25 protein-coding genes are annotated in these 19,159 nt (G+C 63.1%); 21 read left to right on the forward strand and 4 right to left on the reverse strand.

What is annotated here, in order from left to right; translation table 11 throughout:
- The first annotated feature begins 5 nt into the window (after positions 1-5).
- The 8 genes from ruvX to ACG0Z6_RS01575 all read left to right on the forward strand — a co-directional run bounded on the left by ruvX (position 6) and on the right by ACG0Z6_RS01575 (position 7,038).
- A complete protein-coding gene (gene ruvX / locus ACG0Z6_RS01540) occupies positions 6-425 on the forward strand; it encodes a Holliday junction resolvase RuvX (RefSeq protein ID WP_394458195.1) in 420 nt (139 codons plus the stop codon).
- A complete protein-coding gene (gene pyrR, locus ACG0Z6_RS01545; protein ID WP_394458198.1) occupies positions 422-934 on the forward strand; it encodes a bifunctional pyr operon transcriptional regulator/uracil phosphoribosyltransferase PyrR in 513 nt (170 codons plus the stop codon). The genes ruvX and pyrR overlap by 4 nt, the downstream gene beginning before the upstream one ends.
- Positions 935-991: 57 nt before the next feature.
- On the forward strand, positions 992-1,954 hold the full coding sequence (locus ACG0Z6_RS01550) for an aspartate carbamoyltransferase catalytic subunit (RefSeq protein ID WP_394458200.1): 963 nt from the start codon (positions 992-994) through the stop codon (positions 1,952-1,954).
- A gap of 37 nt (positions 1,955-1,991) precedes the next feature.
- Positions 1,992-3,305 (forward strand): dihydroorotase, encoded by a 1,314-nt coding sequence (locus tag ACG0Z6_RS01555; protein WP_394458202.1) that lies wholly within the window; start codon positions 1,992-1,994, stop codon positions 3,303-3,305.
- Positions 3,302-4,060: a lysophospholipid acyltransferase family protein gene (locus ACG0Z6_RS01560; protein WP_394458204.1), complete on the forward strand. Its 759-nt coding sequence runs from the start codon at positions 3,302-3,304 to the stop codon at positions 4,058-4,060. Before ACG0Z6_RS01555 ends, ACG0Z6_RS01560 begins: the two co-directional genes overlap by 4 nt.
- Before the next feature lie 50 nt (positions 4,061-4,110).
- Complete coding sequence (locus ACG0Z6_RS01565) at positions 4,111-5,724, forward strand: sensor histidine kinase (RefSeq protein ID WP_394458206.1); 1,614 nt, start codon at positions 4,111-4,113, stop codon at positions 5,722-5,724.
- Positions 5,721-6,404: a response regulator transcription factor gene (locus ACG0Z6_RS01570; RefSeq protein WP_394458207.1), complete on the forward strand. Its 684-nt coding sequence runs from the start codon at positions 5,721-5,723 to the stop codon at positions 6,402-6,404. Before ACG0Z6_RS01565 ends, ACG0Z6_RS01570 begins: the two co-directional genes overlap by 4 nt.
- Before the next feature lie 163 nt (positions 6,405-6,567).
- Positions 6,568-7,038 carry an SgcJ/EcaC family oxidoreductase gene (locus ACG0Z6_RS01575; RefSeq protein ID WP_394458209.1) on the forward strand — a complete coding sequence of 157 codons (471 nt, stop codon included), beginning with the start codon at positions 6,568-6,570 and terminating at the stop codon, positions 7,036-7,038.
- A gap of 95 nt (positions 7,039-7,133) precedes the next feature.
- Here the strand turns inward: ACG0Z6_RS01575 and gpmA are convergent, their stop codons facing one another.
- A complete protein-coding gene (gene gpmA / locus ACG0Z6_RS01580; protein ID WP_394458211.1) occupies positions 7,134-7,877 on the reverse strand; it encodes a 2,3-diphosphoglycerate-dependent phosphoglycerate mutase in 744 nt (247 codons plus the stop codon).
- Positions 7,878-8,004: 127 nt separating this feature from the next.
- Between gpmA and ACG0Z6_RS01585 the strand changes: the two genes are divergently transcribed.
- From ACG0Z6_RS01585 to ACG0Z6_RS01600, 4 genes are all read left to right on the forward strand, one after another.
- The gene (locus ACG0Z6_RS01585) at positions 8,005-8,418 is read left to right on the forward strand and encodes a rhodanese-like domain-containing protein (protein WP_394458212.1); all 414 of its coding nucleotides are present in this window, start codon (positions 8,005-8,007) and stop codon (positions 8,416-8,418) included.
- A gap of 40 nt (positions 8,419-8,458) precedes the next feature.
- Positions 8,459-8,719: a glutaredoxin 3 gene (gene grxC, locus ACG0Z6_RS01590; protein ID WP_394458214.1), complete on the forward strand. Its 261-nt coding sequence runs from the start codon at positions 8,459-8,461 to the stop codon at positions 8,717-8,719.
- A 93-nt stretch (positions 8,720-8,812) separates the two neighbouring features.
- The gene (secB, locus tag ACG0Z6_RS01595; RefSeq protein ID WP_394458216.1) at positions 8,813-9,286 is read left to right on the forward strand and encodes a protein-export chaperone SecB; all 474 of its coding nucleotides are present in this window, start codon (positions 8,813-8,815) and stop codon (positions 9,284-9,286) included.
- A 28-nt stretch (positions 9,287-9,314) separates the two neighbouring features.
- A complete protein-coding gene (locus ACG0Z6_RS01600) occupies positions 9,315-10,334 on the forward strand; it encodes an NAD(P)H-dependent glycerol-3-phosphate dehydrogenase (protein WP_394458218.1) in 1,020 nt (339 codons plus the stop codon).
- 24 nt (positions 10,335-10,358) lie between these two features.
- On the opposite strand, the gene trmL is transcribed toward ACG0Z6_RS01600, so the two are convergent.
- On the reverse strand, positions 10,359-10,829 hold the full coding sequence (gene trmL / locus ACG0Z6_RS01605) for a tRNA (uridine(34)/cytosine(34)/5-carboxymethylaminomethyluridine(34)-2'-O)-methyltransferase TrmL (protein ID WP_394458219.1): 471 nt from the start codon (positions 10,827-10,829) through the stop codon (positions 10,359-10,361).
- A 16-nt stretch (positions 10,830-10,845) separates the two neighbouring features.
- Positions 10,846-11,385: a ComF family protein gene (locus ACG0Z6_RS01610; protein ID WP_394458221.1), complete on the reverse strand. Its 540-nt coding sequence runs from the start codon at positions 11,383-11,385 to the stop codon at positions 10,846-10,848.
- Positions 11,386-11,583: 198 nt separating this feature from the next.
- On the opposite strand from ACG0Z6_RS01610, the gene ACG0Z6_RS01615 reads away from it, so the two are divergent.
- The 7 genes from ACG0Z6_RS01615 to ACG0Z6_RS01645 all read left to right on the forward strand — a co-directional run bounded on the left by ACG0Z6_RS01615 (position 11,584) and on the right by ACG0Z6_RS01645 (position 17,488).
- Positions 11,584-12,528: a biotin synthase gene (locus ACG0Z6_RS01615; protein WP_394458223.1), complete on the forward strand. Its 945-nt coding sequence runs from the start codon at positions 11,584-11,586 to the stop codon at positions 12,526-12,528.
- A 200-nt stretch (positions 12,529-12,728) separates the two neighbouring features.
- Positions 12,729-13,910 carry a cytochrome c oxidase subunit II gene (gene coxB / locus ACG0Z6_RS01620; protein ID WP_394458225.1) on the forward strand — a complete coding sequence of 394 codons (1,182 nt, stop codon included), beginning with the start codon at positions 12,729-12,731 and terminating at the stop codon, positions 13,908-13,910.
- Positions 13,911-13,937: 27 nt separating this feature from the next.
- Positions 13,938-15,566, forward strand: a complete 1,629-nt coding sequence (gene ctaD, locus ACG0Z6_RS01625; protein WP_394458227.1) for a cytochrome c oxidase subunit I — start codon at positions 13,938-13,940, stop codon at positions 15,564-15,566.
- 21 nt (positions 15,567-15,587) lie between these two features.
- Positions 15,588-15,704 carry a cytochrome oxidase small assembly protein gene (locus ACG0Z6_RS01630; protein WP_394458229.1) on the forward strand — a complete coding sequence of 39 codons (117 nt, stop codon included), beginning with the start codon at positions 15,588-15,590 and terminating at the stop codon, positions 15,702-15,704.
- Positions 15,705-15,714: 10 nt separating this feature from the next.
- Positions 15,715-16,305 carry a cytochrome c oxidase assembly protein gene (locus tag ACG0Z6_RS01635; protein WP_394458231.1) on the forward strand — a complete coding sequence of 197 codons (591 nt, stop codon included), beginning with the start codon at positions 15,715-15,717 and terminating at the stop codon, positions 16,303-16,305.
- Positions 16,305-16,562: a DUF2970 domain-containing protein gene (locus ACG0Z6_RS01640; RefSeq protein WP_394458797.1), complete on the forward strand. Its 258-nt coding sequence runs from the start codon at positions 16,305-16,307 to the stop codon at positions 16,560-16,562. The genes ACG0Z6_RS01635 and ACG0Z6_RS01640 overlap by 1 nt, the downstream gene beginning before the upstream one ends.
- Positions 16,563-16,603: 41 nt before the next feature.
- Positions 16,604-17,488 (forward strand): cytochrome c oxidase subunit 3, encoded by an 885-nt coding sequence (locus ACG0Z6_RS01645; RefSeq protein WP_394458233.1) that lies wholly within the window; start codon positions 16,604-16,606, stop codon positions 17,486-17,488.
- Positions 17,489-17,580: 92 nt separating this feature from the next.
- Here the strand turns inward: ACG0Z6_RS01645 and ACG0Z6_RS01650 are convergent, their stop codons facing one another.
- Positions 17,581-17,784 carry a DUF2909 domain-containing protein gene (locus ACG0Z6_RS01650; RefSeq protein ID WP_394458235.1) on the reverse strand — a complete coding sequence of 68 codons (204 nt, stop codon included), beginning with the start codon at positions 17,782-17,784 and terminating at the stop codon, positions 17,581-17,583.
- A 29-nt stretch (positions 17,785-17,813) separates the two neighbouring features.
- Here ACG0Z6_RS01650 and ACG0Z6_RS01655 point away from each other — a divergent pair, with 29 nt between their 5' ends.
- Together ACG0Z6_RS01655 and ACG0Z6_RS01660 are read left to right on the forward strand one after the other, a co-directional pair.
- Positions 17,814-18,512 (forward strand): SURF1 family protein, encoded by a 699-nt coding sequence (locus tag ACG0Z6_RS01655; protein WP_394458237.1) that lies wholly within the window; start codon positions 17,814-17,816, stop codon positions 18,510-18,512.
- A 10-nt stretch (positions 18,513-18,522) separates the two neighbouring features.
- Entirely contained in the window at positions 18,523-19,152 is a 630-nt protein-coding gene (locus ACG0Z6_RS01660; RefSeq protein WP_394458239.1) for an SCO family protein, read from the forward strand.
- Positions 19,153-19,159 lie beyond the last annotated feature (7 nt).

Consider the following 19,159-nt stretch of genomic DNA (forward strand, 5'->3'; position numbering starts at 1 on the left):
ACGCCATGACTGCCCCGCCCAACACTGCCCCATCCCCCGCTTCTTTTCAGTCTTTGATGGCGTTTGACTTTGGCCTGCGCCGTGTGGGCGTGGCCAAGGGCTTGCGTCAGCTCGGCCATGGTATGCCGCTGCCCACCATCAAGGCCGAGGGCAAGGCGGTGTTTGAACCCATCGCGGTGCTGATCAAGGCCTGGGAGCCTCAGGCTCTGGTGGTGGGCGTGCCGCGCCACCCCGATGGCGCTGAGCACGACATGACGCGCCGGGCGCGCAAATTCGCTGCCCAGCTGCGCGGGCGTTTTTATCTGCCGGTGTTTGAGGTGGACGAGCGCTACACCAGTGCCTGCGCCCAAGACGAGGGTGCACAGGACCTGGACGCCGCCGCCGCAGTGCTGATCTTGGAACAGTTCCTGAGGGAGAGCTCATGAGTTGCTTGCAACTGGATGCTGAGGCGCTTTATGTGAATTTGCTCGGTGGCGTGCGCCAGCTGCTGCAAGGGCGTGACCCGCAATCCGTGGCCCTGGTGGGCGTGTGGAGCGGTGGCGCCTGGCTGGCCGAGCGCCTGTGTGCGGACCTGCAGCTGCCCATCGCGCATGGCGTGATCTCCAGCGCGCTGCACCGCGACGATTTCAGCTCGCGCGGCATGAGCACGGCCAGCGACCACACCCGGCTGCCTTTTGAAGTGCAGGGCCGCCACATCGTGCTGGTGGACGATGTGCTCTACACCGGCCGCACCACGCGCGCCGTGCTCAACGAGCTCTACGACTTTGGCCGCCCTGCCAGCGTGGTGCTGGCGGTCTTGGTGGACCGCGGCGGCCGCGAGCTGCCCATCGAGCCCGCTTACTCGGCCGCGCGTGTGGCGCTGTCGGGGCCGCAGCGGCTGTGCCTGGCGCGGGATGCGCAAGGCCACTTCAGCTTTGACCTGCGCAACGAATGAACCCAACCGACCTCGCGGCCTGTCGCTTTGCCCGGCTGCGGTGTCAGGAGATCCTCCATGCTGTCCAAACGTCATCCGCAACTCAACAGCCACGGTGAGCTGATTCACCTGCTGTCCATCGAAGGCCTGCCGCGCGCCGTCATTCACCAGATTCTGGACACGGCCAGCACCTTTTTGTCGGTCAACGACCGCGAGGTGAAGAAGGTGCCGCTGCTGCGCGGCAAGTCCATCTTCAATCTGTTTTTCGAAAACAGCACGCGCACGCGCACCACGTTTGAGATTGCGGCCAAGCGCCTCTCGGCGGATGTGATCAACCTCGACATCGCGCGCTCCTCCACCGCCAAGGGCGAGACGCTGCTGGACACCGTGGCCAACCTCAGCGCCATGCATGCTGACATGTTTGTGGTGCGCCACAGCGAGAGCGGGGCGCCCTACCTGATTGCCCAGCACTGCGCGCCGCATGTGCATGTGGTCAACGCCGGTGATGGCCGCCATGCCCACCCCACACAGGGGCTGTTGGACATGTACACCATCCGCCACTACAAGAAGGACTTCACGCAGCTGCGCGTGGCCATCGTGGGCGACATCGTGCACTCGCGCGTGGCGCGCTCGGACATCCATGCGCTCAGCATCTTGGGCGTGCCCGAGATTCGCGCCGTGGGCCCCAAGACCCTGGTGCCCGGCGACCTCAAGGACATGGGCGTGCGTGTCTGTCACAGCCTGGATGAAGGCATTCGCGATGCCGACGTCATCATCATGCTGCGCCTGCAAAACGAGCGCATGAGCGGCGCCATGCTGCCCTCCAGCGGCGAGTACTTCAAGAGCTTTGGCCTCACGCCCGAAAAGCTGCAGCTGGCCAAACCCGATGCCATCGTCATGCACCCCGGGCCCATCAACCGCGGTGTGGAAATCGCCTCTGAGGTGGCCGACGGCAAGCACAGCGTGATCCTGCCGCAGGTGACCTTTGGCATTGCCGTGCGCATGGCGGTGATGAGCATCTTGGCCGGCAACGAGGCCTGAGGCCACGCGACCACAGGACCAAAAGGAATTAGCAGACATGAAGATCCTGATCCGTAACGGCCGGCTGCTCGATGGCGCTGGCAATCTGGACCGCGTGGGCGACCTGGCCATTGCCGCGGGCCGCATCGTGGCTCTGGGCGATGTGCCCAAGGACTTTGAGGCGCAGCGCGTCATCGACGCCACGGGCCTGGTGGTGGCGCCAGGCTTGGTGGACTTGGCCGCACGGCTGCGCGAACCCGGGCACGAGCACGAGGGCATGCTGGAGAGCGAGCTGGCCGCCGCTGCTGCCGGTGGCGTGACCAGCCTGGTCTGCCCGCCCGACACCGACCCCACGCTGGACGAGCCGGGTCTGGTGGAAATGCTCAAGTTCCGCGCCCGCAAGCTCAGCCGTTGCCGGCTCTTCCCGCTGGGCGCGCTCACGCGCGGGCTCAAGGGCGAGCAGCTCACCGAAATGGCCGAGCTGACTGAAGCCGGTTGCGTGGGCTTTTCGCAAGCCGAAGTGCCCATCCGCAATACCCAGTTCCTGCTGCGCGCGCTGCAATACGCCGCCACCTACGGCTACACCGTCTGGCTGCACCCGCTGGACCCGTGGCTCGGCGGCGGTGTGGCGGCCAGCGGTGCGGTGGCCACGCGTCTGGGCCTCTCGGGCGTGCCCGTGACGGCCGAGACCCTGGCGCTGCACACCATTTTTGAGCTGGTGCAAGTCACCGGCGCACGGGTGCATCTCTGCCGCCTCTCCAGTGCGGCGGGCGTGGAGCTGCTGCGCGCGGCCAAGGCGCGCGGCCTGCCGGTTACGGCCGATGTGTCCATCAACTCGCTGCACCTCACCGATATGGATATCGGGTTCTTCAACACCGCCATGCGCCTCACGCCGCCGTTGCGCCAGCAGCGCGACCGCGACGCGCTGCGCGCGGCGCTGGCTGACGGCACCTTGGACGCCCTGGTGTCGGATCACATGCCGGTCAGTGCAGACGAAAAGAACGTGCCCTTTGCCGAGGCCACGCCCGGGGCCAGCGGTCTGGAGCTGCTGCTGAGCCTGGCCCTGAAGTGGGCGCAGGACGAGGGTGTGCCCATGGCGCGTGCGCTGGCCTTGGTCAGCGCTGAGCCAGTGCGTGTGCTGGGCTCGGCCCTGGGCTCCCTGGGGGCCAGCGCTGGGCGCTTGATGGAGGGTGGTGTGGCTGATGTCTGCGTGTTCGACCCCAACGCGCGCTGGGCCGTGCAGCCCGAGGCGCTGCGGAGCCAGGGCACCCACACGCCTTTTGCTTTTGGCATGACGGGGTTTGAGTTGCCCGGGCGCGTGCGTTACACCTTGGTGGCCGGTACGCTGGCATTTGAAGCCGCCAACGCATGAGTGTGCTGGGCGTGGTGCGGGCACCGTGGCGTTTGCTGCGGCTGTTGACGCATTTGCTGCACGGCTTGGCGCTGGCGCACTGGGGCTGGTCGGGGCGCAGCACGGCGCAGCGCCATGCGCTGGTGCGCTGGTGGTCGCTCAAGCTGCTCAAGGTCTTGGGCATCCGCTTGCAGGTGCGCGGTGTGGCCAGCACCGACGCGCGGCTGGTGGTGGCCAACCATGTGTCATGGCTGGACATTGCGGCGCTGCACTCCGTCATGCCGCACGTGTGTTTTGTGGCCAAAGACGACATCCGCCACTGGCCCGTGGTGGGCCCTCTGGTGGCTGCGGTCGACACCTTGTTCATCGCGCGCACCTCAAGACGCGACGCCGCGCGCATGGTCAGCGTCATCCGTGACCGGCTCACGAGCGGGGGCACGGTGGCTGTATTCCCCGAAGGCACCACCGGCCCGGGCTGGCCCATCTTGCACTTCCATGCCAATTTGCTGCAGTCGGCCATTGAGGCACAGCTGGGCGTGCAGCCGGTGATGTTGCGCTGGCATGCCCCGGGCGAGCGCTTTGCCGCGGCGGCTCAGTACGTGGGTGACACCACCTTGCTGACCAGCCTCTGGCGCATTCTTTGCGCCCAGCGTCTGGCGGTGGAGATTGAGGTGCTCGCGCCGCTGGCGAGCGCAGGTGTGCAGCGCCGCGAGCTTGCCGACCAGGCCCGTGGCGTGCTGGAGCAAGCCCTGTCACAGCGCACCCAAGGCGACTGAATCCGCACGGTGCGAAAGCGTGCGCTTCGGGCCGCGGCTAAAGTGCGCCTATGTTTCGCACCAAACTTTTGCTCGCACTCAGCGTGCTGGGCCTGCTGGCTGTACTGCAAGGCGCGGTGGCGCTGTGGGCGCAACACACGGCGGCGCAGCAGGTGCAGCGCGGGCGCTTGACCAGCGACATCCTGACCGGCTTTGTGGAGCTCTCGGCCAACAAGCAGCGCCTGCGCAGCTGGACGGCGCAGCTGCTGCTGACCGGTGAGGCGGATCTGGCCGTGCGCACGACCTTGCTGGCCGATATGCGCCGCGAGCTGCAACAGCTGCACGAGCGCTCCCTGGCGCTGGATGCGCTGGAGTCTGAGCTTGGCGAGTCGGGGCGGCGTGAACAACGCCAGCGCTCGCTCAACGTGCTGGATCAGCACGTCGACGACCTCGCCCATGCCTTGCATCGCATGACGCCCACCCTGCCGGGCGCTGATTCCGCAGAAGTGTGGCGCCGCATGCGCTCGGTGTTTGATGAGTCGCGCGGGCAAGACTTGCGCCGTCTGCTCTTGGCTGAAATCGAGCAGGAGCGCAGCGCCACCTCGGCCTCGCGCATGGCGGCCGACCGCGCCTTGGCCACCATGCGTGCCGTGGTGGTGGGCTTGTCGGTCACCGCGGCCTTGATGACGGTGGCTCTGGCGAGTTACTTCATGCTGAGCTTGCGCCGCCCGCTGGACGAGCTGATGCACGGCGTGCAGGCCCTGCAGGGCGGGGATTTGAACGTGCGGCTGCGTGAGAGCCGGGGCGACGAGTTCGGTCAGGTGGCGCGCGGCTTCAACGCCATGGCGGCCGAGCTGCAGCAGCACCGCCTGCAAGAGCAGGCCGACCGTGCCATGCTGGAGCAGATGGTGCAGTCGCGCACCGCCGAACTGCGCCAGGCCCACGACACCTTGCAAGCCATGGATGGGCGGCGGCGGCGTTTTTTTGCGGAAATCAGCCACGAGCTGCGCACGCCGGCCACGGCCATCCGTGGCGAAGCAGAAATCACCCTGCGCGGCCCGGACCGCAGTGCGGCCGAGTACCGCCAGGCGCTGCAACACATCGTGGCCACGGTGGAGCAGTTCTCGCAGGTGCTGGAGGACATGTCCTTGCTGGCGCGCGCCGAAGTCCAGCAACTCGCCCTGCAATGCGAGTGGCTGGACTGGCCGCAGTGGCTGCAGGCCCAGTGCCAGCAAGCCGAGGTGCTGGCCCGCGCACAGGGTCTGCGCATGCAGTGGCAGATTGACGCCACCACGCCGTCGGGCTGGGGTTTGCGCGCCGACGCCAAACGCTTGCGCCAGGTGCTGGGCATCGTGCTGGACAACGCCCGGCGCTACTCCAACCCAGGCACCGAGATCGAGCTGCGTGCCCAGGTGCAGGAACAGCGCCTGGTGTTGACGCTGCGCGACCAGGGCATAGGCATCAACGCGCAAGAGCTGCCTGAGGTCTTTGAGCGCCATTTCCGCGGCGAGGCCGCGCGGCGCCATCGGCCTGACGGCCTGGGCCTGGGCCTGCCGATTGCCCGCTACATCGTGCAAGCCCACGAGGGTGACATCAAGCTCACAAGTGCCGCTCAGCAAGGCACGGTGGTGCAAATTCGCCTGCCTTTGAGCCGGCTGACCTCCATGGGTGACGCAAGTTCATGAACACTCTTTTGATCGTTGAAGACGACACGCGTGTGGCTGACTTTTTGGAGCGCGGTTTGCGCGCCGAGGGCTACACCGTGAGCGTGGTTAGAGACGGGCATGCGGCCCTGGAGGCTGCGCGCGCTCAGGACTGGACGCTGATGGTGTTGGACGTCATGCTGCCCGGCCTCAATGGCCTGGATGTGCTGCAGCAGCTGCGCACCCAAGGCTCTCAAGTGCCTGTGCTCATGCTCACTGCCATGGGCAGTCTTGAAGACAAAGTCACGGGGCTGCGCCTGGGGGCGGACGACTACCTGACCAAGCCCTTTGCTTTTGACGAACTGTTGGCGCGCCTGGAGGCGCTGTGCCGACGTGGGCGCGAAACCCGCGTGCGCGCCAGCACCCTGTGCGTGGGCGATTTGCAGCTGGATCGGGAGCGCCTGCGCGTCAGCCGCGCCGGAGAGCTCATCAGCCTCACTGCCAAAGAGCTGGCTTTGTTGGAGCTGCTCATGAGCGCGCCGGGCCGTGTGTTCAGCCGCGAGCGCATCCTCTCCAACGTCTGGGGTGTCAGCGAGGATCCGCTGACCAATGTGGTGGACGTCTACATCCGGCGCCTGCGCCAGAAGATTGACTTGGACGGGCTCTCCCCACTGCTGCGCACCGTGCGCGGCATTGGCTACAAGATTGAAGCCGAGGACTGAACCCGCTCCGAGCACTTGCCTTTGGTGCTCTGTTCATCTGGCGTTCATTTGCAGCTTGGTCTGTGTTCATGAATCGCACACTTTGGCGTTCACCTCAGCACCGCAAAGTGCGGGTGACGCGTCAGGCCAGGGGGTCTGGCGCCACAACCCGGAGCTATAGACCATGAAAAAGTCGTTGATTGCCACGCTGTTGATTGCCGCTGCTGCCACCGCTCAAGCGCAGGCGCAGTCTGCTGCGTGTGCTAAGACCGATGCGAAGGAAATCTCGGCCTTGTTCGACCGCTGGAACGCCTCGCTGGCCACTGGCAACCCCGACCAGGTGGTGGCAAACTACGCCAAAGATGGCGTGCTCTCGCCCACGGTGTCCAACAAGGTGCGCACCAATCACGCTGAAATCCGCGACTACTTTGTGCACTTCCTGGACAAAGGTCCTCAGGGCAAGATTGACACCCGCATCGTCAAGATCGGCTGCAATCTGGCGCAAGACGTCGGCACCTACACCTTCACCTTCAAAGACGGCAGCAAGGTCAGCGGCCGCTACACCTATGTGTACGAATTCGTCAACGGCCAGTGGCTGATCAGCCATCACCATTCATCGGCCATGCCGGAGAAGGCTGCGGCGCATTCGCACTGAACCGCATTGGATAGCCCTGTGCGTCAGGGCTGCTGAAACATCAACGACCGCACGGCGTGCACAGGCGCACCTGTGCGGTCGTTTGGCTTGAGGCCTCAGGCCTTGCCTTGCGTGGCCACGGCCGCTGCGGCGCGGGCGGCGGCTTCAGCATCGCCCAGGTAGTAGCTCTTGATGGGCTTGAGCTGGGCGTCGAGCTCGTACACCAGCGGAATGCCGTTGGGGATGTTGACGCCCACGATGGCGTCGTCAGCGATCTGGTCCAGGTACTTCACCAGCGCACGGATGCTGTTGCCATGGGCGGCAATCACCACGCGGCGCCCGGCTTTGATCTGCGGCGCGATTTCTTCATTCCACAGCGGCAGCACGCGTGCCACGGTGTCTTTGAGGCACTCCGTCAGCGGGATGTCAGAGGGCTGCAGCGCGGCGTAGCGCACATCGCCGCGCTCGCTGCGCGGGTCGCTGGCTTCCAGTGCGGGCGGCGGGGTGTCATAGCTGCGGCGCCACACCAGCACCTGTTCTTCGCCATATTGCTTGGCCATGTCGGCTTTGTTGAGGCCTTGCAGCGCGCCGTAGTGGCGCTCGTTGAGCCGCCAGCGGTGCTGCACGGGCAGCCAGGTGCGCTCCATTTGGTCCAGGGCATGCCACAGCGTCCACACCGCGCGCTTGAGCATGGAGGTGTAGGCCACGTCAAAGTCCAGCCCCGCGGCCTTGATCAGGCGGCCGGCCTGGCGGGCTTGCTCCACGCCGGTGGGGGTGAGGTCCACGTCGGTCCAACCGGTGAAGCGGTTTTCCAGATTCCAAGTCGATTCGCCGTGGCGAATGAGTACCAGCTTGTACATATTGAAGAAGGCAAGGTGTTGATGAGAGGCTGTGGAATTCTAGGTTGCCGTTTTCGCGCGGACGCGAGCGCTGGCCTCTTTCTATAATCGCGCCCTTGTTTTGTGGACGCACATTGGCGGGGCTGCTTTGAAATTTCTGATCGAAAACTGGTATTTGGTTCTTGCAGCTGTGGCCTCTGGCGCCCTGCTGTTTGCGGGTGGTCGCGGCAAGACTTCCGGCATCAGCCCGGCAGATGCCGTGCAGCTGATCAACCGTGAAAAAGCCGTGGTGCTGGATGTCAGCGAAGGCGAGGAGTTCGGTCGCGCGCATGCCAAGGGCGCGCGCCACCTGCCGCTGTCGGCATTGACTGCCAAAGTTGAAGGGCATAAGCAACTGCCCACCAACAAGGCCCTGCCGCTGGTCCTGTTTTGCGCCAATGGCACGCGCGCCCATCGTGCCGCTGGCATTCTGCGCAAGGCTGGCTATGAAAAGGCCGTGGCAGTGCAAGGTGGTTTGACCGCCTGGCGCGAAGCCAGCCTGCCGGTTGATAAGGCCGCCTGAAGACGGGCGCCAGCCGCTGTTGAACTGCAAGAAAGCGCTTATGGCTCATGTGAAGATGTACACCACCCAGGTCTGCCCGTACTGCGTGCGTGCCAAGGCCTTGCTCAAGCAGCGCGGCGTGACGCAGATCGAAGAAATTCGCATCGATCTGGACCCCGCTCAGCGCGACGCCATGATGGCGTTGACCCAGCGCCGCACCGTGCCGCAAATCTTCATCGGTGACACCCACGTGGGCGGCTGCGACGACTTGGTCGCGCTGGATCAACGCGGTGGTCTGCTGCCCCTGCTTCAGGGGGAGTGAGCGTGCGCACCCTGATCTGAGGGCTGCAGCCCTTGATTGATAATGCCCGTCACGGCCCGCCGCTGGCGGGCTTTTTCTTCTACGGAACACATCATGGCCGACGAGAACAACGCCCCCGTATTTCAGATCCAGCGCATGTACCTGAAGGATCTGTCCTTGGAGCAGCCCAATGCCCCGCAAATCCTGCTGGAGCAAGGCCAACCCCAGGTCGACATCAATCTGGCGCTGGCGGCGGAGCCGGTGGCTGACGGCATCTTCGAAGTCTGCGTGACGGCGACCGTGACCACCAAGGTCAACGACAAGACGCTGTTTCTGATCGAAGCCAAGCAAGCTGGCATCTTCGAGATGCGCAACCTGCCGCAAGAGCAGCTGGAAGGCATCTTGGGCATCGTCTGCCCGCAGATGATCTACCCCTATCTGCGCGCTGTGGTCTCTGACGTTTGCAACCGCGCCGGCTTCCCGCCCGTGGTGCTGACGGAAGTGAACTTCCAAGCCATGTTCGAGGCCCAACAAGCCCAGCTGACTGCTCAAGCACAGGGCAACCAACAGCCTCCCGCTGTCAACTGAAGTCCAGGCGCTGCCGCCCGTAGTACGCATGAAGATCTCTATTCTGGGCGCTGGTGCCTGGGGCACGGCCTTGGCCCTGGCCGCAGCGCGGCGGCATGACACCCTGCTGTGGGCGCGTAGCGCTGAGGCTGTGGCGCGGATGCAGGCTCAGCGCAGCAATGCGCAATACCTGCCCGGTGTTGCATTCCCCCCGGACTTGGCGCTCAGTGCGGATTTCCATGCCGCGGTCGCTCATGCTCGCGAGGGCGTGCTGGTGGTGGCCACACCCATGTCGGGACTGCGTGAGACTCTGGCAGCGCTGCAGCAGTTGCAGGTTCAAGCCCCGGTGCTGTGGCTGTGCAAGGGCTTTGAGGCGGGCACTGCGCGCTTGGGGCATGAAATCGCGCGCGAAGTCGCGCCCTCGCTGCGCTGCGGCGTGCTCTCAGGCCCCAGCTTTGCGCAAGAAGTGGCCGCAGGCCAGCCCACTGCACTGGTGTCAGCTTCGGCGGACCCCACTGTTGCTCGCAGCGGCGTTGAGGCATTTCATGGCGAGCGCCTGCGCGTCTATTCCTCGGCCGACCCTGTGGGCGTTGAGGTGGGTGGTGCCGTCAAAAACGTCATGGCCATTGCGGTGGGCATAGGCGACGGCCTCAGTCTGCAGGCTCAAGAGCAAGGCTTGCTAGGTCCTGGGCTCAATGCCCGCGCCGCGCTCATCACGCGTGGTCTGGCCGAGATGCAGCGCTTGGCCCTGGCGCTGGGCGCCCAGACGGAAACCCTGCTCGGGCTCGCAGGCCTGGGGGATTTGGTGCTGACGGCCACAGGCGATTTGTCGCGCAACCGCCGTGTCGGGCTCATGCTGGCCCAGGGGCTGAGCGTACAGGACATCCTGCAGCGGCTCGGCCATGTGGCGGAAGGCGTTTACAGCGCACCCACGGTGCTGGCGCGTGCACAGCAGCTGGGGGTGGACATGCCCATCACCGAGGCGGTGGTGGATGTGCTGCAAGGCCGCATTCCGGTGGCGCAGACGCTGGAGCGGTTGATGGGCCGCCAGGCCCGCTCTGAGTGGTGATGTTGCGCGGCGGCTTGGGCGGGCTTACTGGCCGCCTGCGTAGCCGTTTTGGCGCCAGCCTTCAAAGACCGCCACCGCCACGGCGTTGCTGAGGTTGAGGCTGCGCTGCTGCGCACGCATGGGCAGGCGCACACGCTGTGCGGGCGCGAACTGCTCACGCAGCTCCGGCGGCAGACCAGCGGTTTCGCAGCCAAACACCAGATAGTCCCCCGCGCACAAATTCACTTGCGCCAGCAGCTGGCTGCCATGCGTGGTGAAGGCAAACATGCGCAGTGGATCCGGACTTTGCGCTTGCAAAAAGGCCTCCCAACTGGCGTGGCGCAGCACCGGCGCGTACTCGTGATAGTCCAGGCCTGCACGGCGCATGAGGCGGTCTTCCATCGAAAAACCCAAAGGCTCAATCAGGTGCAGCTGGCAGCCCGTGTTGGCTGCCAGGCGAATCACGTTGCCAGTGTTGGGTGGAATTTCCGGGTGGACCAAAACGATGTGGAACATACGCTGTCTTCAGGGGTCAAGGGGCGGGCGTGCGCGCCAACACCAGAGCGCTGACGCTGGCCGCGCCAGCGCGGCGTAGGCTGCGAGCGGCCTCATGCAGCGTGGCGCCGGTGGTCATCACGTCGTCCAGCAGCACGCAGTGCCGCCCCGCCAATGGCATGGGGCAATGGAAGGCGCCGTGCATATTGCGTTGCCGGGCCTCCTTGTCCAGGCGAGCTTGTTGCTCGGTGGCCAGGGTGCGGCGCAACAGTTCGGGGGCCAGCGCGTATTGTCGCCGCTGCGCCAGCGGCCGCGCCAACTCCAGCGCCTGGTTGAAGCCGCGCTCGCACAGGCGCTCGGGCGAAAGCGGCACCGGCACGAGGCAAGCCTGCGCCGGCCAAGAGAGCTGTGCTGGAAGGGCGCGCTCCAGCAGGCTGCTCAGCAACGGCACCCAGTGCAGGCCCTGCTGGAATTTGAGCTCCGCAATCAGCCGCACCCAAGGGAAAGCGTAGTCCAGGGCTGCCACGCAGGCGTCCAGCGGCGGGGGCTGGATGAGGCAGGTGCCACAGGTGTTCAATCGGGCATTGGGAGGGAGGGGGAGGGCGCAGGTTTGGCAGCGCGTTTGCGGCTTGGCCCACTGCTCAAGACAGGTCGGGCAGATAGGCCCGCGGCACCAGCGGTCGCACACACCGCACAGCCCAGGCCAAGTGCTGCGGGCCTGACGCAATGCCCCCATGACTGCTGATCGGAACATGGCTCAATATACTGCCGCACCATGCACACGGATCAGCCTTCCCAGCCCAGTTCCGAGGGGGGGCAGCAGCCCTCCGTCGTAGCGGCACACGATGTATTGCCTCTGGACGAGCAAGCCGCGCTGCACCAGCGCAGGCGTCTGTTGCAAAGCCGTGTGGTGCCTTGGTTGCATGAGGAAGTGGCCTCGCGCATGGCCGAGCGCTTGCAGGCCATCAAGCGCGTTCCTGCGCATGTGCTGAACAGTTCTCCGGCGCTGGGTGGCGGGCACGCTCAGCTGCTGGCGGCCTACCCCGATGCCCAGCACTGGTGGTGGGAGGCTTCGCCCGCCCTGAGAGCCCAGACAGAGCTGCCCCTCGCGCCCGGTTGGTGGGCGCGTTGGCGTGGGGCCAGCACGGCACATTGGCGCAACCCCGCCAGCCCGGCTGCCGAGCTGCTGTGGTCGAACATGGAGTTGCATTGGTGCGCCCTTCAGGGCCAGCGCATGAAGCAGTGGCAAGAGGCCGTGGCCGTGGGTGGCTTTGTGATGTTCTCCACCATCGGTCCCGACAGCTTCAAGGAGCTGCGTCAACTCTGGCAAGAGCGCGGCTGGGGTGCCGTCGCGCCGGACTGGGTGGACATGCACGACTTGGGTGACGCCATGGTGCGTGCAGGCTTTGAAGACCCTGTCATGGACCAGGAGGCGATACGTCTGACCTGGTCACGCCCCGAAGGCTTGCTGCGAGACCTCCGTGCTCTGGGGGGAAATACCGCCCCTGCTCGGTCCGCTGGCTTGCGCACACCTCGCTGGCGCGACATGGTGCTTCAGGCGCTGGAGCAACTTCGGGGTGGCGATGGGCGTTTGGCACTGACGCTCGAGGTGGTGTATGGCCACGCCTTCAAAGGCCAGCCCCGTTTGACAGTGGCGGCTGAAACCGCCGTTTCGCTTGAGCACATGCGGTCTATGGTGCGGCGCACAACGCCACGCTGAGGCTGTTGCCGGGCACGGCATGCCCGCAATGTGTTGTTTTGAGCAATACCTGCTTTCTTCTCAGGGGTGGTGCGAATAGCGCAGCTTCTTTGCACCCCCTAGGATGGTTTCTATCGCACGCCTGTTGCGATAGTGTTGATATGAGTCATGCTTGGCTCACTGTCGGGCGACCCAAGCGAATTGGAGCAAATGTGACGACCATGACGATGTTGAATACGCGCGCGTATTTGGACTTGCGCCGTCTCGGCCAAGTTGCTCTTGGCTGGGGGGCTTGCCTGTGCGCGCAGGCTGCGCAGGCGGTCAACGATCTGCCCGGTGGTCCGGCTGTGAATCAGATCAATCTGCATCCGCCGGCAACGCGAATCGCAGCCGACCAGATCTGGTTGCACGACATGATGCTCTACATCTGCCTGGGCATCTTCGTCGCGGTGTTCGGGGTGATGTTCTATTCCATCTTCAAACACCGCAAATCACGCGGCCATCAAGCAGCCCACTTTCACGAGAGCGTGAAGGTCGAAATTGCCTGGACCGTGGTGCCGTTTTTGATTGTGATCTTGATGGCTTTGCCAGCGACCAAAGTGGTCGTGGCGATGAAAGACACGAGCAACGCGGACCTGACCATCAAAGTCACCGGCTACCAGTGGAAGTGGGGCTACGACTACCTCAAGGGTGAAGGGGAGGGCATTGCCATGCTGTCCTCGCTGGACCCGACCCACCGTGCCATGTCTGACTCGGGTCACCCGCAAGCGGTGGACAACTACCTGTTGAAGGTCGACAACCCCCTGGTGGTTCCGGTCAACAAAAAGGTGCGCATCATCACCACCGCCAGCGATGTGATCCATGCCTGGATGGTCCCCGCCTTCGGTGTGAAGCAAGATGCCATCCCGGGCTTTGTGCGTGACACTTGGTTCAAGGCTGAGAAAGAAGGCGACTTTTACGGCCAGTGCGCCGAGCTCTGCGGCAAAGAGCATGCCTATATGCCCATCCACGTCAAAGTGGTCTCTGCTGTCGAATACAGCGCATGGGTGGAGGGTGAGAAGAAGAAGCTTGCCGCCAAGGCCGATGATCCGAGCAAGGAATGGAAAATTGAGGACTTGCTCGTACGTGGCGAAAAGGTCTACAAAGCCAACTGTGCTGTGTGCCACCGCGAGGACGGCAAAGGTGCGGGCCCCATCCTGCCGCTGGATGGCTCTGCGGTGGTCTTGTCTGACAAGCACATGGACCAAATCCAGGTTTTGCTGAATGGCCGCAATGGCATGCCGGCCTGGAAGCAGCTCAACGACACCGAGATTGCCGCTGTGGCCACGTACACCAAGAACAGCTGGTCCAACAAGACTGGTCAGCTGGTTCAGCCCGCCGAAGTTGTGGCAGCGCGCAAGTAAATACTGGACGTCATCTAAGGAAGCAACATGAGTGCAGTGCTTGATCACCACGGCCAGGCTCACGGCCATGCGCATGACGACCACCACCACGCGCCCACGGGGTGGCGCCGCTGGGTGTTTGCCACCAACCACAAAGACATCGGCACGCTGTATCTGCTGTTTGCCTTCACCATGCTGATGGTGGGTGGGGTGTTGGCGCTGTTCATCCGCGCCGAGCTGTTCCAGCCGGGCTTGCAGTTCTTCAACCCCGAACAGTTCAATCAGTTCACCACCATGCATGGCCTGATCATGGTGTTCGGCGCCATCATGCCGGCCTTTGTGGGTTTCGCGAACTGGATGATCCCGCTGCAAATTGGCGCCTCGGACATGGCCTTTGCCCGGATGAACAACTTCAGCTTCTGGCTGATGATCCCGGCAGCCCTCATGTTGGTGGCCAGCTTTTTCATGCCGGGCGGTGCTCCGGCTGCAGGCTGGACCTTGTATGCCCCGCTGACACTGCAGATGGGTCCTTCCATGGATGCGGGCATATTTGCCATGCACATCCTGGGGGCCTCATCCATCATGGGCTCGATCAACATCATCGTCACCATCCTGAACATGCGCGCTCCTGGCATGACGCTGATGAAGATGCCGATGTTCTGCTGGACTTGGTTGATCACCGCCTACTTGCTGATTGCCGTCATGCCTGTGCTGGCGGGTGCCATCACCATGACGCTGACTGATCGCCACTTCGGGACGAGCTTCTTCAATCCCGCTGGCGGCGGTGACCCGATCATGTACCAGCACATCTTCTGGTTCTTCGGGCACCCCGAGGTCTACATCATGATCTTGCCCGCCTTTGGCATCGTGAGCCAAATCGTGCCGGCTTTTGCGCGCAAGAAGCTCTTTGGCTACGCCTCTATGGTCTACGCCACGGCCTCTATCGCCATCTTGTCTTTCATCGTTTGGGCGCACCACATGTTTGCCACGGGCATGCCGGTGACTGGGCAGCTCTTCTTCATGTACGCCACGATGTTGATTGCCGTGCCCACGGGCGTGAAGATCTTCAACTGGCTGGCCACCATGTGGCGCGGGTCCATGACGTTTGAGACGCCCATGCTGTGGGCCGTCGGCTTTATCTTTGTGTTCACCATGGGTGGGTTCACTGGCTTGGTTTGCGCCATGGCACCCATCGATATCCAGATTCAAGACACCTATTACGTGGTGGCGCATTTCCACTATGTGTTGGTGGCAGGCTCTCTGTACGCTTTGTATGCAGGCGTCTATTACTGGGGCCCCAAATGGGCCGGGGTGCTGATTTCTGAGACCCGCGGCAAGATTCACTTCTGGGGCTCGCTGATCTTCTTCAACATCACCTTCTTCCCCATGCACTTCCTGGGGTTGGCGGGTATGCCTCGTCGCTATGCCGACTATCCGATGCAGTTTGCTGACTTCAATCAGCTGGCGTCTATCGGCGCATTTGGCTTTGGTCTGATGCAGGTGTACTTCTTCTTCGCCGTGGCCCTGCCTTTGTTGCGTGGCAAGGGCGAGAAGGCGCCGCAAAAGCCCTGGGATGGCGCTGAAGGTTTGGAGTGGGAAGTGCCCTCGCCCGCGCCGTTCCACACTTTCGAGACACCGCCCAAGCTTGACGCGACGGCAACCCGAATCGTGGCTTGATATCGCCGGGGGGATGTGACCATGGCAACACCTGAGCAGCGCAAAGCCAACATCCGTTTGGCGCTCATCTTGGTCAGTGCGGCTTTGGTCTTCGGGCTGGGCTTTGTGGCCAAGATTGTTCTGCTCGGACGGGGCTGAGACACACGCCATGCGCAGTTGGATGTCCCGCGGATTGCTGCATGCGAACCGGACCATGGTGGTCAAGCTGCTGCTTGTGTCCGTACTGATGTTTGGGTTTGGCTACGCCCTGGTGCCGATGTACAGAGCGATCTGCGCTGCTTTGGGCATCAATGTGCTGAGTCAGGGCGAGCGCGTGGAAGTCGCCGAGCTGCGCAATACCCAGGTTGATCAGAGCCGAACGGTCACGGTTGAGTTCGATGCCAACGCCCGCGGCCCTTGGGATTTCAAGCCAGCTGTGAATCACATGGTGGTTCACCCCGGGGCGCTGACCACGGTGATGTACGAGTTCCGTAACGCGCAAGACCGAACCATGTCGGCTCAGGCCATCCCGAGTTATGCGCCAAAGCAGGCGATGCCGTATTTCAATAAGCTGGAATGCTTTTGCTTCAATGAATACACACTCGCGCCCGGTGAGCGCAAGCAGTGGCCGGTGGTGTTTGTCATTGATCCCAAGCTTCCTCGTGATGTGAAGACCATCACCTTGTCCTACACCTTCTTTGAGGTGGCAGGCAAGGGGCAAGCAAAGCCCTTGGCTTTGGGTGGCAGCAAAGGTGTTTGATGCAGGACGAACCAACCCCGCAGGGCGGCGATTTGCGTCAGGCGGTCTCGCGCAAGGGCTCGTTTTTGGGGACTTTGAGAGCCGTCGCTTGGTCGTTTTTCGGGGTTCGAAAAAAGTCCGGCTATGACCAAGATGTATCTCAGCTCAACCCGGTGCACGTGATCATCGCTGGCGTTCTTGGCGCCGTGCTCTTCGTCCTGGTGTTGGTGCTGTTGGTTCAGTGGATTGTTGCCAGTGGTGTGGCCACTGGTGGCTGAGTGATTTCAAGCGAAGTGTTTGAATATTTAGGAGAACCGGCATGTCGGCTGTGACCACTCACGACAAGACGCCCTACTACTATGTGCCGCATCCATCGCGTCACCCAGTCATGGCTGCATTTGGCCTGTTCTGGGTGGTGCTGGGTGCTGGGCAATGGGTAAACGGGCAGCAATGGGGCATGTATTCGCTGCTGTTCGGCTTGCTGTGGTGGGCTTTTACGCTCAAGCAGTGGTTTGGTGATGCCATCAGTGAGAGCGAAGGGGGCTTGTACGGCGACCGTATCGATGCCTCTTACCGTTGGAGCATGGGCTGGTTCATCTTCTCGGAAGTCATGTTCTTTGCGGCCTTTTTTGGCGCGCTCTATTGGGCACGGGTTCATTCGGTGCCTACGCTCGGTGACTTGGAGCATCAACTGCTGTGGCCGGACTTCAAAGCCCTGTGGCCCAGCGTGGCTGCGGGCGCGACGACCTCCCCGGCTGGCACGGTTGAACCCTTTTCCACCATTGGCCCATGGCCCCTGCCTACGCTCAACACCGCTTTGCTGCTGACCTCGGGCGTGACTTTGACGGTGGCGCATCACGCCCTGATTGCTGGCGACCGGGCCAAGACCATCCGCTTTATGTGGGTGACGGTTTTGCTGGGCATTGTGTTCCTCATCGTGCAGGGCTACGAGTACAGCCATGCGTATCGTGACTTGAACCTCAAGCTCAGCTCAGGTGTGTTCGGTTCAACCTTCTTCATGCTGACGGGCTTCCATGGCTTCCACGTTTTCGTGGGCATGCTCATGCTGCTGTTCATCACGCTACGCCTGCAAAAAGGCCATTTCACGGCCGAGCGCCACTTCGGTTTCGAAGGTGCAGCTTGGTACTGGCACTTTGTGGATGTGGTCTGGCTGGGCCTCTACATCGTTGTCTACTGGATGTAGGGCGGGGATGCTTGGGCTCTTGTCCGGAGCCCAACCCTGGAGACGCCGCGTCAAGCGGCGTATTTTTTTGTAGGAGCGCTTGTTGAGCGGTGTCAGCTGGCGAGGGTGCGGGGCTCAATCCAGCCAAGTGCGTAGGCCAGCAGGATGAATACAAACAAACCAATCGACAAGCCGACTCGCCACGCCAGCGCCCGGGCCATTTGGCCGCGGTCTGCACCGCGTTTGAGCATGAAGTACCCTGCGCCGGTAAAGGCAACAAGCACCCCGATCAAGGCCAACACGATGAGCAGTTTCATGGGCGCCGATTATTCCACTGCCCTTTCACATGCGCTCTAAAACATTGATCTTCGTCGCTGCGCTGCTGGGCGCTTTGTTGACCGGAGCCCTGGGTGTGTGGCAACTGCAGCGTGCGGCTTTCAAGCGCTCGCTTGAGGCTGCGATGGCGCAGCAGCGAGAGGCGCCGGTGCTCACGAGTGCGCAAGTTTTAGGCGGTGGGGTGGGTGTTCTGCATCGGCGTGCCGTGCTTGAGGGCCAGTGGCTGAACGACAAAACGGTGGTGCTGGAAAACCGTTCCATGAATGGCCAGGCGGGCTTTTTTGTGCTGACGCCCCTGCAGCTGACGGGACAGTCGCATGGCGTCTTGGTTCAGCGCGGCTGGGTGCCGCGTCAGCTGCAAGATCGCCAGGCGCTGCCCGATCTGCGTGCGCCCGCAGGCGAACAAAAAGTGGTGGGGCGCTTGGCGGCGGCACCTTCGCGTTTGATGGACTTTCAGGGCGTTAAGTCGGAAGGTTTGATCCGGCAGAATCTCGACTTGCCTGCTTACGCTTTGGAGTCAGGCTTGAAGCTAGCGCCTTTGGTGCTGCTGCAAACTGAGGGTACCGACCCCTTGCGCAGGGATTTGCCAGCGCCGGCTGTTGATGTTCACAAACACTACGGCTATGCATTTCAATGGTTCGCGCTTTGCGCACTGATTGCGGGTCTCTATGTCTGGTTCCAAATCATCCTTCCCCGGCGCCGTGTCTGAGCCTTTGTCCATGACGGTGCATAGCCTCCCTGATGCCGCATCGGTACCGCGTCGTTCGCTTTTGCAACTGTGGCTGGTGGTGCTGGTGTGCTTGGCACCGGTGGTGGCTTCCTACATGGCGTTTTATGTGTTTGAGGTCAGGGGTTCGGCATACGGCACCTTGATTCAGCCCACGCGGGAAATACCGCAGCAGCTCCCTATTCACAACGGGCAAGGTCAGGCCCTCAAGCCAGAATCTTTGAAAGGCCAGTGGTTGCTGGTCGTGGTCAGCGGCGGTGCGTGTCCTGAGCAGTGCGAACGCCAGCTGTTCATGCAGCGCCAGCTGCGCGACATGCTGGGCAAGGAGCGTGAAAAGCTGGACAAGGTTTGGATCGTCTCGGACGCCGTGGCGATTCGCCCCGAGCTGACGCAGGCGCTGTCGCAGGGCCTGCCGCCCACCGTGCTGCGCATTCCCGCTGAGGCGCTGCAGCAATGGCTGGCGCCAGACGCGGGTCGCGCGCTTGCAGACCACCTCTACCTGGTCGACCCCCTGGGGCGCTGGATGTGGCGCGCTCCTGTGGATGCTGACCCTATGAAGATCAAGAAAGACTTGGACCGCCTCATCAAAGCCAACGCAGGCTGGGACAGGCCGGGTCGCTAAGGGTATA

The sequence above is a fragment of the Roseateles rivi genome (genome assembly GCF_043555845.1).
Classification (GTDB): Bacteria; Pseudomonadota; Gammaproteobacteria; order Burkholderiales; family Burkholderiaceae_C; genus Roseateles; species Roseateles rivi.